The sequence below is a fragment of the Streptomyces sp. B3I8 genome (assembly GCF_030816915.1).
GTDB lineage: Bacteria > Actinomycetota > Actinomycetes > Streptomycetales > Streptomycetaceae > Streptomyces.
The window spans coordinates 5,825,370-5,839,215 of sequence record NZ_JAUSYN010000002.1; the positions used below are offsets into that span (position 1 = coordinate 5,825,370).

The window sequence follows — 13,846 nt, forward strand, 5'->3', positions numbered from 1 at the left end:
CCCCAGGGCAGGGAGGGCCTCACTTCTTCGGCTGCCAGGCTTCGAGATTCCACCACGGGCCGGAGGCAAAGCCGTGCTCGTGCGGCTCGACCTGCGTGGTCAGCCCGGCCCAGCGATCGGCGAGGACGTAGACGTGGTCGATGTGGGTGAGGAAGGTGTAGCCGGGGTTCTTCACCAGTTCGCGTTGGAGGCTGTCGTAGGCGGCCTTGCGGGTCGCCGTGTCCGAGCTGCGGCGGCCAGTATCGAGAGCCTTGTCCACGACCGGGTCGTTGTAGCGGGCCATGTTGTTGAAGCCGTCGTCGGCAAGGGAGGAGTGCAGCAGCGTGTAGAGGCCGTAGTCCGGGTCGCCGCTGCTGCCGAAGCCGGCCAGAACCGCGTCCGTCTTCATGCGCGGCTCGATGACCTCCCAGGTTGCGCTCTCCACCTTCACCTCGATGCCGGCCTTCTTGGCGTCGGAGGCGTAGGCGAGGGCATGGTCCTGGCGGACCTTGTCGCCCGAGGGGTACAGGAGTGTGAACGAGGCCCGCTGCCCGTCCTTGGCGCGGATGCCGCCCTCGCCGCTCTTCCAGCCCGCCTGGTCCAGGATGCGCCTGGCCTTGGTGAGGTCCTGCTTGCGCTCGATACCCTTGGCAAACCACGGGTCGTCGACCGGCAGCGGCCCGTACGCCGGACGCCCGGCCCCGTCGAGGATCTTGTCAACCATGGCCTGCCGGTCCACGGCCGCGTCCAGGGCCTGGCGGATGGCGCGATCGCCGGTGACCCTGTTCTCCTGAGGGAGGGTGACCGTGCGGAAGTCGTACGTCTTCGCGTCGTACGTCTTCTTCGCCTTGTCGCTCTTGAAGGTGGCGGCAAGGTTGGGCGGCAGGATCGCGCCGTCGAGGTCGCCCGAGCGCAACCGGGTGGCCCGCACGTCGTCGTCCTCGATGACCGCCATGGTCACCTTCTTCACCTTCGGCGCACCGCCCCAGTAGTCGGGGTTGGCCTTGAAGGTGAGCTTCTCGCCCTTGCTCCAGGAGGCGAGCAGATAGGGGCCGGTGCCGATCGGCTTGGTGTTGAAGGAGCCGGTGTTGGGGTCCTGCTTGCCCGCGACGTGCTCGGGGACGATGGGCAGCACCGTGCGCCCGGCGAAGGGCGCGTACGGGTACTTGAGGGTGAAGACCACCTTGTCATTGCCGTCCGCCCGCACGTCCTTGATGGCGTCCAGTTCGCTGCGGTTGGTGTTATTGGTCTTCGCGTCGAGGATCGTGTCGTACGTGAAGACGACGTCGGCGGAGGTAAGCGGCTGGCCGTCGCTGAACTTCACGCCGTCGCGCAGGGTGTAGGTGTAGGTGAGGCCGTTGCCGCTCACCTCGGGAAGTGCCCTCGCGAGGGCCGGCTTCAGCTTCAGGTCGGCGTCCCGGGCCAGCAGGCCGTCGAAGATCTTCGAGTTGCCGTCCTTGCCGTATCCGAGCAGCGGACTGAGCGTGTCCGGCTCGGAGGCCACCCCGATCACGACGGAGTCGGCTACGTCGCCGCTGCCTGTGCTGTTGCCGGGAGCCGAGCAGGCGGCGACACCCGTGAGTATCGCCGCCGTGGCGGCGGCTGTCCGTATCCGTCGGACCGTCATGGACCTCACACCCTTATTGATGATCTCAAGCTATTGCATAGTAGTTGCAGTAAGGGGGACGTGGAGCGGCGACCTGGGTCTTCCGCGCGCGTGAGTTGTGGGGAGGGTGCGTGCCGTGTGCCAGGTAGTGCTGGCCGGCGCTCGTCAGGGCTACGCTCCGCTGCCCGGCCTTCCGGGAGACCGTTACCAGGCCCCGGTTGTGCAGTGCCTGACAGGTGGTCTTGTAGGAGTTGGTCTCCCATTCGCCGGCAGGGCACCCGGCTTCCACCCACTGCAACACCGAGAGCTGTCGCTCATTGACCCGCCGTTCCAATGGTCCGCCTTCGACTTGCAGTGACGTACGACGGCGGCATGGTGCCAGTTCCGTTGGCAGGTGACCGGCGCTTCGACTCGATTCGTCCGAACGAGCGAGCTGACGTGGCTGCAAGCCGGATAGACGCAGAACGGTAGGTGGGTGCTGTCCTGCGGCGGGGTCTGACTCCTGAGATTTCCGCTGGTCCCCGACACCGGACTACCAGCTGCTGCAGACCACCGCCGGCGGTGCCTCCGATCGGCTCTGCCAGGTTAAGGGACTGACCGACCTCGGCTTCGTCTGCACTGCGACGGTATGACCCCGTGGTTCCTCCCGGCGCTGGCCTCGCCGGCGGTGCTCGCCCGACGGGCCCCTCGCCCATCACGCTTAGTTACAGCAGCTACTCGACGCTACTGTTCCTTTGCCGTAGCTACCCGACCGCAGGGCCGGTAAGCCGGGCCCAAGGACTCTCCGTCAATGCCGGTCACGGGTGGCCGAGAACTCGACTCGCTGTCAGCCCGTCCAAGCCAGGTTGAGTGCCAGCTCCGACAAAGTCGTCCGGCGGCGATCGAGTCATGCCGTTGTACCGACATCAGTGGGACGGTTGGACACTGCCGTCCCGGGCGGGGGTCTGACTCATGAGATCTATGACCGAAGTGTCCAGTCACGGGCATGTCGACTGTCGTTGCGGGACGGCGCCTGCTGGTACCGAGCCACAGGGCGTGTCCCAGTAGGGGCCTTGCCGAGTTCCAGGCGCCATCACGGTTCAGACCGCCCGAGCGGGCCGGTGCCATCCACCCAGCACGTCATCACGTGGGAGGCGATTCATCATGACGAGCCGACAGCGCACCACCTCCTCAAGCACGGATCCTCCCGTTCGGCGCGAGGTCGTCCTGGGCGTGGACACGCACGGCGAGGTGCATGTCGCCGCCGTGGTCTCCCCGCTCGGGAAGATCTTGGGGACCGAGTCCTTTCCGGCGACGGCGGCCGGCTACCGGCAGCTGCTTAATGTGGGCCCGCAAGCGGGGAACGGTGCGCCGGGCCGGGGTGGAGGGCACCGGTACCTTCGGCGCGGGCCTGTCCCGCTACCTTTTGGCGCAGCAGAAGCAGGTGTACGAGGTGAACCGGCCCGACCGGTCGGCCCGCCGGCAGTTGGGGAAGTCGGACCCGCTCGACGCTCAGGCCGCCGCGCGGGCCGTGCTCAGCGGTCGTGCCCGGGCCCGGGCCAAGTCCGGCGACGGTCCGGTGCACAGCGCCCGGATGTTGAAACTCGCCAAGGACTCCGCGGTCAAGGCCCGTCCCCAGGCGATCAACCAGCTCAAAGCCGTCCTGGTCATCGCCGACCCCGCACTGCGGGAACAGCTGTGCAACTACGGCGGCGACCGGCAGGCCAACGCCGCCCTGCACCGCATCGTGTTCACCCGCCTGCGCCACGACCCGCGCACACAGGCGTACTACGAACGCCGCACCCAGGAGGGCAAGACCCGACGCGAGATCATCCGATGCCTCAAGCGATATGCCGCCCGAGAGGTGTTCAACCTGGTCAGACCGGTCGCCCGCACCCCCGCGTCATAGGGGCGTCTGTGGAGGACTTCCGTGAGGCGTCGCAGTATGGGGAGGATCTCGGTGGTGCCGGGAGCGGTGAGTGTGCGGCCACGGGCGTCGTCGAGGAGGGTGTCGCAGATGGTGCGCATGGACTGGGCGGCTTCCGCGATGACCTTGTGGCTGGCGTGGGTCTGGTCGGCGGTGCGGGGGTGGTTCTGCCACCAGTCGAGTTCGGCGACGATCCGGCTCAGGGGTGTGCGCAGCTCGTGCGAGAGTTCCCCGGTGAGCTGCCGCTCGTGGCGCAGGAGGGTGCGGATGCGGTCCAGTATGGAGTCCAGCGACGTACCGAGGCGCGCGAGTTCGGCCGGGTGCCGCGTATGGCCGAAGCGTTCTTCGGAGGCGATGGCGCTCCACTGGGTGGCCTGGTCGGTCATCGTGCGGACCGGGCGCAGCGCGCGGCCCACCGCCAGCCGGGTCAGGGCGTAGGTGCAGGCGAGCATCACGACGTCCAGCCCGAGCGATCCCACGAGCAGGGTGTCCGCCGAACTCCGGTAGGGGGAGAGGTCGAGCGCGGTGATCACCATGGCCTCGCTGTTGTCTCCTGCCACTGTCTGCGAGCACAGCCGGAGGGGGCCGTCCACGTCGGCGGTGATGCACCGCCGCCCGCCGCGCCCGGCGAGGGCGTCGGCGACATTGGTGAGGCGGCCGGCGTTCGGGGGCTCTTCTAGCAGGCGTTTGCCAGCGTAGATCCATACGTTGGTGTCGAGGAGGGCGTCGTTGGAGGTCTCCAGGACGCCCACGCTCGTGGTGGTGGTGTCGATGGTCGTCGCGACGGCGGCAGCGCGGGTGCGCAGTTCGTCGTCCGCCTGGTGCTGGAGGCGGTGCTGGGCCACGGCGTTGAAGGCGACGGTGAGGACCAGCATCAGCAGCGCGGCCGTGGTGAGGGCCACGACGGAGAGCTGGCCGCGCAGCGTGCGAGGCGCCAGACGGTGGAGGAAGGCCGTCACAGCGGGCCGCAGCCGGTGGCGGGCACCGCTCATGACAGCCGGTGGCCGATTCCCCGGGCCGTGCCGATGGTCCGGTCGCTGCCCGCCTCGCGCAGCTTGCGTCGCAGGCGGGTCAGATACTGGTCGAGGGTGTTGTCGTGGACCTGGGCGCCCTCGGGCCAGGCCGCCCGGACCAGCTCGCGACGGCGCACGATGCCGCCGGAAGCCGCCATGAGCGCCGCCAGGAGACGGAATTCGGTCGGTGTCAGGTCGACTCGGGTGCCTCGGATGCTGACCACGTGCCGCATTGCGTCCAGTGCCAGGTCTCCCGCTGCGGCGGCAGGCGGCGGTGCGGCCCGTTTGAGGGCTGCCCGCAGGCGGGCCGCGAGTTCGCTGAGATGGAACGGCTTGGGCAGGTAGTCGTCGCCTCCGGCCGAGAACCCGGACAGCCGGTCGCTCAGCCGGTGGTGGGCGGTCAGGAAGATGACGGGGGAGAGGAATCCGTTCGCGCGCATCGCCTGGCACACGTCCCGTCCGTCGGCGTCCGGCAGCCCGATGTCGAGTACGGCGGCACAGATGTCGGGGGTGGCCAGTCGTAGGGCGGTGGCGCCGTCCGGTGCGGGCACGGGGTCGAAGTCCTCGTCGCGCAGGCCGCGCATCAGCACGTCACGCAGGGCGTGATCGTCCTCGACGACCAGGATCGTCTGGCGCATGGTCCTTCCTCTGTTCTCGTGCCACGTCCGTCTGTTCCGGTGCCGGGTGCGTTCGGCCCCCTGCTGTGCTGCCCGTAGGTTCTGCCGTCCCGCGCGCCGTGTCCGTGTCCGTCGCGCCGGGGGTCCATCGGTCGGGAAGCCAGCGGGCTACGGCGCCCAGATACAGGCCAAGCCAACCGAGGGCGAACAGCCAGCCGCCGACGACGTCGGTGAACCAGTGCACTCCGAGGTAGACGCGGGTCAGGCCGACCGACGCGCCCCAGCCGCCGATGACCAGGGCGAGCGGGGTCGTGCCGCGCGGGCCGCGCATGCGGACGGCGATGATCAGCAGTCCCGCGGTGAGGGCCGCAGTGGTGGTGTGACCGGACGGGAACGCCCATCCCGAGGCGTGCGTCGCCCAGCCCGTCAGGGGTGGTCGGGGCCGTGTGACGAGTGCCATCACCGCGTACCGCAGCGCCTGGCCCGCCCCGAGGCAGCCCAGGCAGAGGGCGACGGCGAGCGCGCGCTGGCGTGGGGTGCGCCCGGCGATGAGCGCGGCCAGCACCGCCAGCGCGTACGGGATGACACCGGTCCCGGTGTCGGTCAGCCCGCGGGCGAACGCCACCGCCACGTCGGGCCGATGGCCGACGGACCACGAGAGGATGTCGGCGTCCGTGAACAGCGGTATGCCGTCGTGGCCCACCACGACCATGGTCAGCACGCCGAACGCCGTCCACGCGCCGAGGCCGCAGCTGCCGGCCAGTTCGGCGACCTCGCCGCGCTTCACGACACCACCAGCAGCGGACGCAGACGGGTGGCCGCGAGCCGCAGAGCTGTGGCCTGCGCACGCCTGCGCAGTGCCGACATGACGAGCAAGGCGACGAGCGCGCCCACCACGACGCCTGCCAGCACGTCGTGGGGGTAGTGCGCGCCCACCCAGACACGCGAGAGTGCCATCGCGCAGGCAGCCACCACGGCGAGGGCGCCGAGTCGGCGGGAGACGAACAGTAGGGCGACGGCCGCCCGCGGCGGCGATGGCCGCGTGGTTGCTGGGGAAGGACCAGTCGCCGGGCGTCGGACACGCCTCCAGCGTGGTCACCCGCAGGCTCTGGCAGGGCCGGTCCTCGCGCACCAGCAGCTTCAGCATCGCGTCCACCCCGAAGGCCACGACCACGACGAACGGTACGGCGAGCGCCGTCACCGAGGCGGTGGCGCCCACACGCCGGGCGTGCCACCAGCCGGCGGCCATAAGCACCGCGAACAGGGCGAGCCCGTAGGTCGACCAGGCCGACACCGTGTCGTCCAGCCAGACGGGGGAGTGGCGGGCGAGGTCCACCACGTCGGTGTACGCCGAGCCGTCGACCGAGGAGCCGTCAAGGGCGATGATCATCCGCGTGCCTCCTTCGCCTTCGCGGCCCGGCGTGAGCGGTACACCTCGGAGGCGACGGGAATCAGCGACAGGGCCACGATCACCGCGACGATCGGCAGCAGATAGCGGTCCACGTTCGGCACGGAGGAGCCCAGCGCGTATCCCGCCAGGGTGAGGCCAAGGCTCCACACCAGCCCGCCGGTCACCTGCCAGACGGTGAACGTCCTCACCGGCACCCGCAGGGCGCCTGCCATCGGGTTCAGGACCGTGCGCACCACCGGAACGAAGCGGGCCAGGACGATCGCCTTCGCGTACCCGTAGCGTTCCAGCAGCTCCTCCGCGCGTCTTGCCCCCTCGTGCAGGCGGGCCGAGCGGCTTCGGGCGAGCACGGTGCCGCCCGCTCGGCGGCCCAGGAGGTATCCGCACTGTGCGCCGGCCAGAGCTCCCACCGCCGCGGCGACCAGGAGCGGGCCGAGTGACAGCTTCAGACCGCTCTCGGCGGTGCCGGTGCACAGCAGACCGGCGGTGAACAGCAGGGAATCGCCAGGCAGGACGAAGCCGATCAGCAGCCCGGTCTCGGCGAACAGCACCACGCCCACACTCAGCACGCCGAACGCGGACAGCAGCGACCGCGCGTCGAGCACATTGAGGGCGAGCTGCGACGATAGGTGTACGGCTGTGGTCATCGTCGGGAGCTCCTTCATCGTTCTTCCGGACGGTCGGATGCGGCGGAACGGCGGCGCGGTGGCATCCGACGACTGACTACAATCTTGTAGACGGTCTACTGAACTGTAGACGATGGCGGAATGAGGAACGTTCCCATGACCGACGCCAGGGACGAGACGGACGCGAGGGACGAGAGGCGGCCGGCCGGCGAGCTCGAAGCCGCCGTCATGGCCGCGCTGTGGGCCGCCGGGGCCCCGCTCACGCCCGGACGGGTGCAGACCGAACTCGGCTCGGGCCTGGCCCGGACCACGGTGGCGACGATACTGACCCGCCTGCACGAGAAGGGCATCGTCGACAGGGAGCGGCAGGGCCGCGGCTACGCCTACCTCCCCGTCCAGGACGCTCCCGGCCTGACCGCCCGGCGCATGCACACCGAACTCGACCGGGACACCGACCGGGAGACGGTCCTGGCCCGCTTCGTCGCCCAACTCAGCCCCGGTGACGAGCAGCACCTGCGCCGGCTCCTGGAGGGTGACGAGCGATGACCGCTCTGCTGCTCCTCCCGCTGATCCTGCCCTTCCTCGCGCCGACGCTGGCCCGCCGGACCCTCGACCGACTGGCCCCCGCCACCGCACTGTGGGTCCTCGCCGCCTCAGCCCTGGCCCTGGCGGGAGCCTGCGTCGCCTCCCTCGGGGCGCTGGTCCTGACCGGACTGCTCAAACTCCCCGTCCTCGCCACCCTCGGCGAACTCGTCCACCCCCTGAGGACCGCCTCGGACTACTTCGCCGTCCCCGCCGCCATGGCTGCCACCGGGGTGCTCACCCTCAGCGTCTGGACCCTCGCACGCTCGGCCTTCCGGCAGGCCCGCGCCTTCCGAACCGCCCGCACGCGGGCCGACCGCCGCCCCGCCGCAGGTGACCTGTGCGTGATCGAATCGCCCGATCCGGACGCATACGCTCTGCCCGGCCGGCCCCACCGTATCGTCGTCACCACCGCCATGCTGCGCAGCCTGGGACCCGCCGAGCGCGAGGCACTCTTCGCCCACGAGCGCGCCCACAACCGGGCCGGCCACCACTACTTCCTGGCCGCCGCCGAACTCGCCGCCCACTGCCACCCCGCCCTGCGCACCACCCGCGACACCATCCGGCTCGCCGCCGAGCGAGCCGCCGACGAGGCCGCCGCCGAGGTCACCGGCGACCGACGCCTGATCGCCACGGCCATTGCCCGCGCCGCCCTCGCCGGAAGCGCCTCCACCTCCACCCGCCCGGACTTCGCGCCCGCGGCGACGACCGGACCGGTGCCGCAACGCGTCGCGGCGCTTCTCGCACCCACCCGGGCGCGCCCGCGCACCACCCGCCGTACCGCGTTCCTCCTCGTGGCCTGCACGGTCCTGTCCGTCGCCGCCGGAGCGGCAGGCGTCGTCGACTTCCACCACGAGGTCGAGGTCGCCCAGGGCGAGGAGACTCCCTGACCCGTTCGGCCCGGCGGCCCACCGCCTGAAGCTCAACCGGCCCGCCGCGTAACCAACCTCAGGCGAGGGACGGCTCCAGCAGTCGGAGCAGGTCGCCGGTTGCGTCGGCGGCGCCCAGCGCGGTGAGGGCGCCGAGAGCCAGAACGGTCGCCGCCAGCGGCCACAGGTGCGGGGGTGGGGAGGCCTGGAGGGCGGCGATACGGCGGGAGACCGCGCGGTCGGTGAAGCCGAGTCCGTGCGGCGGCTCCCGGCGGCCGGCCGTGAGCGCTGCCCGAGCGAGGGCGCGGGCGGTGGACGCGCGGTCCCCGACCACCACGGTCGCCTGTTCGTCGGCCCAGCGTTCCAGGAGGAAGGCGACCATGTGCCGGACCGGGGCGAGGAGCGGGTTGGCCGCGGCGGCCAGGGTCACGGCGGTGCCCAGCCGCGCGTGGCGGTGGGTCAGATGCGCCCGCGCGGCGTTCTTCGGCCGAGAGGGCACCCAGCATGGTGTCGGTGACCAGGATCCGGCCCGGTGAACCCGTACTTCCCGGGATGGCGAACGCCATGGGGGCGGCGGAGGCGGCCACGATCAGTTCGGTGTCCGGCGGCTCCCCCTCGCACAGCAGCCGCAGCGTTTGGCGGGTGAGGTACTCGGTGCGGGCGGCTCTGAGGAGCCGGTATGCCACGACGAGGAGCAGCGCACACGCGGCGAACGCGACGACCTCCGGTACGGGCTCGGGCAACCGGCGGCCGTCCTCGCGGGCGTCCGCGACGACCAGGGGGGCTTCGTCGAGGAGGGTGGCGACCAGCAGAAGCAGGGACCATACGGTCGCCACCGCGCTGACGACGGCGGCACCGGCCAGCACGCGGGCGGCGAGCGCCGGTGCCATTCGGCTGCCGATCAGCGGACAGACCCCGGCGAGCAGGAGCGAGAGCAGGAACGGTGTGTAGACGTCGACCCTCACCGTTCCTCTCCCCCCAGCAGCTCGCGCAGCGCCCGTTCCTCCTCGGCACTCAGTCCGGTGACGAACCGCTGGAGCGCCGCTATGGGGTCCGGGCCCCGCTCGAGAGCCTCGTGCATGGCCTGCGCGGTCAGCTCGGCGGCGTCCTTGGCCGGCCGGTAGGTGCCGCGCCGCCCGTCCGCGTCCCGCAGGACGAGCCCCTTGTCGTACAGGCGCCTGAGAATGGTGTGCACGGTGTTGTACGCGAGGTCGCCGCCTAGTTCGGTCTGGACCTCCGCCGGCGTCAGCGCCCCGTCCGCCGCCCACAGGGCGGCGAGCACCTCGCTCTCCAGCTCACCGGCGTTGCGTCGTTCGGCTCTGCCCCGCGGGCTCCTGCCAGCCATGTCTGAAACCTTACAGCGCGTAGGGGCGTGCCGGACCGAGGCGTTGGCGCTAACCCTACAGTCTGTAGGGTTAATCTGGCCCTACAGCCTGTAGGAGCAAGGGGTGAGTGATGAGAGACGGCCCTCAGGCCACGGGCAGCGCGTCAGCCGCGTCGACCGGCTCGCGCAGGCCCGCCCCGCTCACGGCCGTTCGCCTCACCCCACGATCCCGCGGTGTGGTGGCGCTCGCGGTCGTGGCCGGCGCTTTCACCGTGGCGCAGCTCCTTCTGGTACGACCGGGGATGGGTCTCGGCTGGGACGAGGCGGTCTACGTCAGCCAGGTCTCCTCCCACGCGCCGGCCGCGTTCTTCAGCGCCCCGCGCGCCCGTGGAGTCCCGCTGCTGGTGGCGCCGGTCGCTGCCTGGTCGTCGTCCACCGTGCTGCTGCGGATCTACCTGGCCGTCCTGTACGGTCTCGCCCTCTTTCTCGCGCTCCGCGCCTGGCGGGGCGTCCTTCCCGCGCGGGTGCTCGCGACCGCGGGCGCCCTGTTCGCCGCCTTGTGGGTGACGCTGTTCTACGGCCCGCAGGCCATGCCCAACTACTGGGTCGCCGTCGGCGGCCTGGCCGGGACGGGCTGCTTCCTGCGCGCCCAGGCAAACCGCTTCGACCATACGGCCCTGTGGGGCGTGGGCCTGAGCGCGGCGCTGACGGCCTGGATGCGCCCCACGGACGCGGTTTGGTCGACCCTGCCCCTGCTCGTCCTGCCGGTATGTGTACGGCGGTGGCGGCGTCCCGCGCTGCTGGGGGCGCTGGTCGGCGGCCTGGTCGCCGGGGCGGCCGAGTGGGTGATCGAGGCGTACGTCTCCTACGGCGGACTGGCGCACCGCCTGTCCGAGGCATCCCGCATCCAGGGCGGCCTCGGCTGGAACATTGCCGTCGGAGACCAACTGCGCGCTCTGGGCGGACGTACGCTGTGCCGCCCGTGCACCGGCGCCGCGCCTCCTCTGCCCGTGACCCTGTGGTGGTACGCCCTGCCGCTGCTCGCCGTCCTCGCGGTCGTGGTCGCCCTCCGCGCCCGGCGGCCCGCCGCCACGCTCGTACCGCTGGCCTGCGCCGCCTCGGCGGCCTTCCCCTACCTTTTCATGATCGGCTACGCGGCGCCCCGCTTCCTGCTGCCCGCCTACGCGCTGCTGGCCGTTCCCGTCGCCGATCTCCTGGTGCACCTGGTACGGGTGCCCGGACGACGGATCCGCCGGCCGCTGACCGTGACGCTGCTGACCCTCGCGCTGGCCGGGCATCTGGCCGCGCAGCTCGTGGTGCTGGAGGACACCGTGCGCCGTACCACCGCAGCTCACCGCGAGTGGGCCTCCGTCGCCGCCGGGCTGCACCGGCTGGGCGTTCGCCCGCCCTGCCTGGTCACTGGAGTGAACGACGTCCCCATCGCCCACTACGCGGGCTGTTCCTCCGCCCCCGGGCGGTCTGGGCTCGCTGGACGCCGCGCTCGTGCTGACGCTCACCGCGGCCGGGGTGCCGGGAGCCGCGGCCCTGTCTGCGGTCTTCGGCTACCGGCTGCTGACGGCCTGGCTGCCGCTGTTCCCCGGCCTGCTGGTGCTGGGGCTGCTGGTCCGCAGCTCCGTCCTGTGATGCTGGCTGATGCCAACGGAATCCGAGACTCAACGTCGCTCCTCTCGGTGCCACTTGCCGTCCTGGCCGCGCCTGGCGGGCGGTGCCCCAGCGCGATGCGCAGGGCCTGCTGGTCCCGGCCCAGCGCCGCACGCCGCACGTCATGACGAGCGCTTCGTGGCCCCCCGTGACACGCGGGTACGGGGCGACGGCGCGTCGGACGGCGAGAGCCTGGTCGATAGTGGGCACAGTGCGCCGCGGGCGCTGGGATGCCGAGCGCAGCATGGGGCGCCCTCTGTAGCGGCCGGGCGCCTGCTGCGGCCGTGGGGCTGACGAACACGGAAGGCAGCACAGGTGTCCACGTAGTACCGCGGTACTACGCGCCAGCCGCGGTTCAGCCTCCCGGTACCACCGGATTCTGGTGATTCGGCACCTAGCGTTGCCGGTGCGGCGTCGAAGTGACGGACGCCGGAGCCCGACAGAAAGAACGCGAATGATCGACGCACGGCAGCTGACCAAGAAATACGGCGAGAAGACGGCCGTCGACGGGCTGGACTTCGTCGTGAAGCCCGGCACGGTGACCGGCTTTCTGGGGCCCAACGGCGCGGGCAAGTCCACGACGATGCGCATGATCGTCGGCCTGGACGCCCCGACCAGCGGCTCCGTCACCGTGAACGGCCACCCCTACGCCCGCCACCAGGCGCCGCTGCAGGAGGTCGGCGCCCTCCTGGAGGCGAAGTCGATCCACCCCGGCCGCTCGGCGTACACCCACCTCAGGGCCCTCGCGCTGACCCACGGCATTTCAGGCCGACGGGTCGACGAGGTCATCGGCCTTGCGGGGCTCGACAGCGTGGCGAAGAAGCGGGCCGGCGCCTTCTCCCTCGGGATGGGCCAGCGGCTGGGCATCGCGGCGGCGCTGCTGGGCGATCCGCAGACGGTGATGCTCGATGAGCCGGTCAACGGGCTGGACCCGGAAGGAGTGCTCTGGATCCGCAACCTCCTGAAAGGGCTCGCCGACGAGGGCCGGACGGTGTTCGTGTCCTCCCACCTGATGAGCGAGATGGCTCTGGTCGCGGACCACCTGATCATCGTGGGACGCGGGCGGCTGCTGGCCGACACCACCGTCGCGGACCTGATCCGCGAGGCGGGCGGCGACACGGTGAAGGTCGCGACGCAGGACCCGGCGCGGCTGCGGGACGTCCTGGCCGGACCGGGTGTCGACGTCACCGGCCGCATCGGCTCCGAGGAGCTGCAGGTGACCGGGCTGTCGGCCCGAGAGATCGGGTTGAAGGCCGCCGAGCACGGGATCGCCCTGTTCGAGCTGAGCGCGCGGACCGTGTCGCTGGAGGAAGCATTCATGGACCTGACCAGGGATGCCGTGGAGTACCACGGCACCACGACCGGCATCGAGACCCTCGGGAGGCCCGCATGAGCACCCTCACCGCAACCGCCGAGGAGCCCCGCACCACGCCTGCCCGCCCCGCCTACCGGGTGACCGGGCGGCGCGTGCTGGCCTCCGAATGGGCTAAGTTGTGGTCCCTGCGCTCGACCTGGATCACCTTGGGCCTGGGCCTGTTGTTCCTGGTGGCCTTCGGCCTGATCGCCGCGAGCCGTTACAAGGCGGGGATCGACTCCGGCAACCTGGACCGGGACTTCGCCGACTCGACGACCGTGAGCCTGTCCCTCTTCGGTACGAACTTCGCCCAGCTCGCCCTGGGCGTGCTCGGCGTGCTGGTCACGGCGGGCGAGTACTCGACCGGCATGATCCGCTCGACGCTGGCGGCGGTGCCCCGCAGGCTGCCCGTGCTGTGGTCCAAGGCGGCTGTGTTCGGCCTGGTCGCGCTGGTGGTGGGGACGCTGGGGGCGTTCGTCACCTTCCTGATCGGGCGCGGAATCGTCTCGGGCACACCCGCGGCCATGAGTCTCTCGCACGCGGGTGTCCTGCGTAGCTTGCTGGGCGCGGGGCTCTACCTCGGCCTGGTCGGGGTGATCGGCGCCGCCCTGGGTGCACTGCTGCGGTCGGTGGCCGGCGGGATCTCGGTCCTGGTGGCCACCCTGATGCTGATCCCCGGACTGATCTCACTGCTCCCGAGCTCCTGGCAGAACGACATCAGCCCCTACCTGCCGTCCAACGCGGGCCAGGCGATGTTCGCCCTGACCCACGACTCCACGACCCTGTCGCCGGGCGCCGGACTGCTGGTGTTCCTGTGCTGGACGGCGCTGGCGCTGGGCGGCGCGGCGTACCGGCTCGTGCGCAGTGACGTCTGACGCCCGCACCATGGGCAGGTGACGT

General features: G+C 71.2%; 11 protein-coding genes and 4 pseudogenes. 7 read left to right on the top strand and 8 right to left on the bottom strand.

Annotation, left to right across the window (positions count from 1 at the left end):
- Positions 1-19: 19 nt before the first annotated feature.
- Entirely contained in the window at positions 20-1,606 is a 1,587-nt protein-coding gene (locus QFZ64_RS27935) for an ABC transporter substrate-binding protein (protein WP_307070293.1), read from the bottom strand.
- A 1,122-nt stretch (positions 1,607-2,728) separates the two neighbouring features.
- Between QFZ64_RS27935 and QFZ64_RS27940 the strand changes: the two are divergent.
- Positions 2,729-3,473: pseudogene (locus QFZ64_RS27940) on the top strand (transposase).
- Positions 3,474-3,484: 11 nt separating this feature from the next.
- On the opposite strand, the pseudogene QFZ64_RS27945 reads toward QFZ64_RS27940, so the two are convergent.
- From QFZ64_RS27945 to QFZ64_RS27965, 5 genes and pseudogenes are all read right to left on the bottom strand, one after another.
- Positions 3,485-4,483: pseudogene (locus tag QFZ64_RS27945) on the bottom strand (histidine kinase dimerization/phospho-acceptor domain-containing protein); the annotation flags it as partial.
- Positions 4,480-5,142: a response regulator transcription factor gene (locus tag QFZ64_RS27950; RefSeq protein WP_307070294.1), complete on the bottom strand. Its 663-nt coding sequence runs from the start codon at positions 5,140-5,142 to the stop codon at positions 4,480-4,482. The gene QFZ64_RS27950 and the pseudogene QFZ64_RS27945, both read right to left, overlap by 4 nt.
- The gene (locus tag QFZ64_RS27955; RefSeq protein ID WP_307070295.1) at positions 5,096-5,908 is read right to left on the bottom strand and encodes a phosphatase PAP2 family protein; all 813 of its coding nucleotides are present in this window, start codon (positions 5,906-5,908) and stop codon (positions 5,096-5,098) included. Before QFZ64_RS27955 ends, QFZ64_RS27950 begins: the two co-directional genes overlap by 47 nt.
- A pseudogene (locus tag QFZ64_RS27960) lies at positions 5,905-6,511 on the bottom strand (phosphatase PAP2 family protein). The gene QFZ64_RS27955 and the pseudogene QFZ64_RS27960 overlap by 4 nt, the downstream one beginning before the upstream one ends.
- A complete protein-coding gene (locus tag QFZ64_RS27965) occupies positions 6,508-7,176 on the bottom strand; it encodes a DedA family protein (RefSeq protein WP_307070296.1) in 669 nt (222 codons plus the stop codon). Before QFZ64_RS27965 ends, QFZ64_RS27960 begins: the two are co-directional and overlap by 4 nt.
- Positions 7,177-7,311: 135 nt before the next feature.
- On the opposite strand from QFZ64_RS27965, the gene QFZ64_RS27970 reads away from it, so the two are divergent.
- Positions 7,312-7,701 (top strand): BlaI/MecI/CopY family transcriptional regulator, encoded by a 390-nt coding sequence (locus QFZ64_RS27970; protein WP_307070297.1) that lies wholly within the window; start codon positions 7,312-7,314, stop codon positions 7,699-7,701.
- Positions 7,698-8,627: a M48 family metalloprotease gene (locus QFZ64_RS27975; RefSeq protein WP_307070298.1), complete on the top strand. Its 930-nt coding sequence runs from the start codon at positions 7,698-7,700 to the stop codon at positions 8,625-8,627. The genes QFZ64_RS27970 and QFZ64_RS27975 overlap by 4 nt, the downstream gene beginning before the upstream one ends.
- Positions 8,628-8,685: 58 nt before the next feature.
- Here QFZ64_RS27975 and QFZ64_RS27980 read toward each other — a convergent pair whose 3' ends face one another.
- Both QFZ64_RS27980 and QFZ64_RS27985 read right to left on the bottom strand, forming a co-directional pair.
- Complete coding sequence (locus QFZ64_RS27980; protein WP_307070299.1) at positions 8,686-9,105, bottom strand: hypothetical protein; 420 nt, start codon at positions 9,103-9,105, stop codon at positions 8,686-8,688.
- Positions 9,106-9,567: 462 nt separating this feature from the next.
- A complete protein-coding gene (locus tag QFZ64_RS27985; protein WP_307070300.1) occupies positions 9,568-9,951 on the bottom strand; it encodes a BlaI/MecI/CopY family transcriptional regulator in 384 nt (127 codons plus the stop codon).
- Between the two features lie 110 nt (positions 9,952-10,061).
- Here QFZ64_RS27985 and QFZ64_RS27990 point away from each other — a divergent pair.
- The 4 genes and pseudogenes from QFZ64_RS27990 to QFZ64_RS28005 form a co-directional block, all read left to right on the top strand.
- Positions 10,062-11,396, top strand: a pseudogene (locus tag QFZ64_RS27990) (hypothetical protein); the annotation flags it as partial.
- A 37-nt stretch (positions 11,397-11,433) separates the two neighbouring features.
- A complete protein-coding gene (locus QFZ64_RS27995; RefSeq protein WP_307071896.1) occupies positions 11,434-11,574 on the top strand; it encodes a hypothetical protein in 141 nt (46 codons plus the stop codon).
- Between the two features lie 472 nt (positions 11,575-12,046).
- A complete protein-coding gene (locus QFZ64_RS28000; RefSeq protein WP_307070301.1) occupies positions 12,047-12,985 on the top strand; it encodes an ATP-binding cassette domain-containing protein in 939 nt (312 codons plus the stop codon).
- Positions 12,982-13,821, top strand: coding sequence for an ABC transporter permease (locus tag QFZ64_RS28005; protein WP_307070302.1), 840 nt, complete (start codon positions 12,982-12,984; stop codon positions 13,819-13,821). Before QFZ64_RS28000 ends, QFZ64_RS28005 begins: the two co-directional genes overlap by 4 nt.
- The last annotated feature ends 25 nt before the right edge of the window (positions 13,822-13,846 follow it).

Bases quoted from the DNA above. Each gene is read 5' to 3' on its own strand.
- QFZ64_RS28005 (WP_307070302.1), top strand. From the start codon at position 12,982: ATGAGCACCCTCACCGCAACCGCCGAGGAGCCCCGCACCACGCCTGCC.
- QFZ64_RS27970 (WP_307070297.1), top strand. From the start codon at position 7,312: ATGACCGACGCCAGGGACGAGACGGACGCGAGGGACGAGAGGCGGCCG.
- QFZ64_RS27935 (WP_307070293.1), bottom strand. From the start codon at position 1,606: ATGACGGTCCGACGGATACGGACAGCCGCCGCCACGGCGGCGATACTC.
- QFZ64_RS27965 (WP_307070296.1), bottom strand. From the start codon at position 7,176: ATGACCACAGCCGTACACCTATCGTCGCAGCTCGCCCTCAATGTGCTC.
- QFZ64_RS27950 (WP_307070294.1), bottom strand. From the start codon at position 5,142: ATGCGCCAGACGATCCTGGTCGTCGAGGACGATCACGCCCTGCGTGAC.
- QFZ64_RS27975 (WP_307070298.1), top strand. From the start codon at position 7,698: ATGACCGCTCTGCTGCTCCTCCCGCTGATCCTGCCCTTCCTCGCGCCG.
- QFZ64_RS27985 (WP_307070300.1), bottom strand. From the start codon at position 9,951: ATGGCTGGCAGGAGCCCGCGGGGCAGAGCCGAACGACGCAACGCCGGT.
- QFZ64_RS28000 (WP_307070301.1), top strand. From the start codon at position 12,047: ATGATCGACGCACGGCAGCTGACCAAGAAATACGGCGAGAAGACGGCC.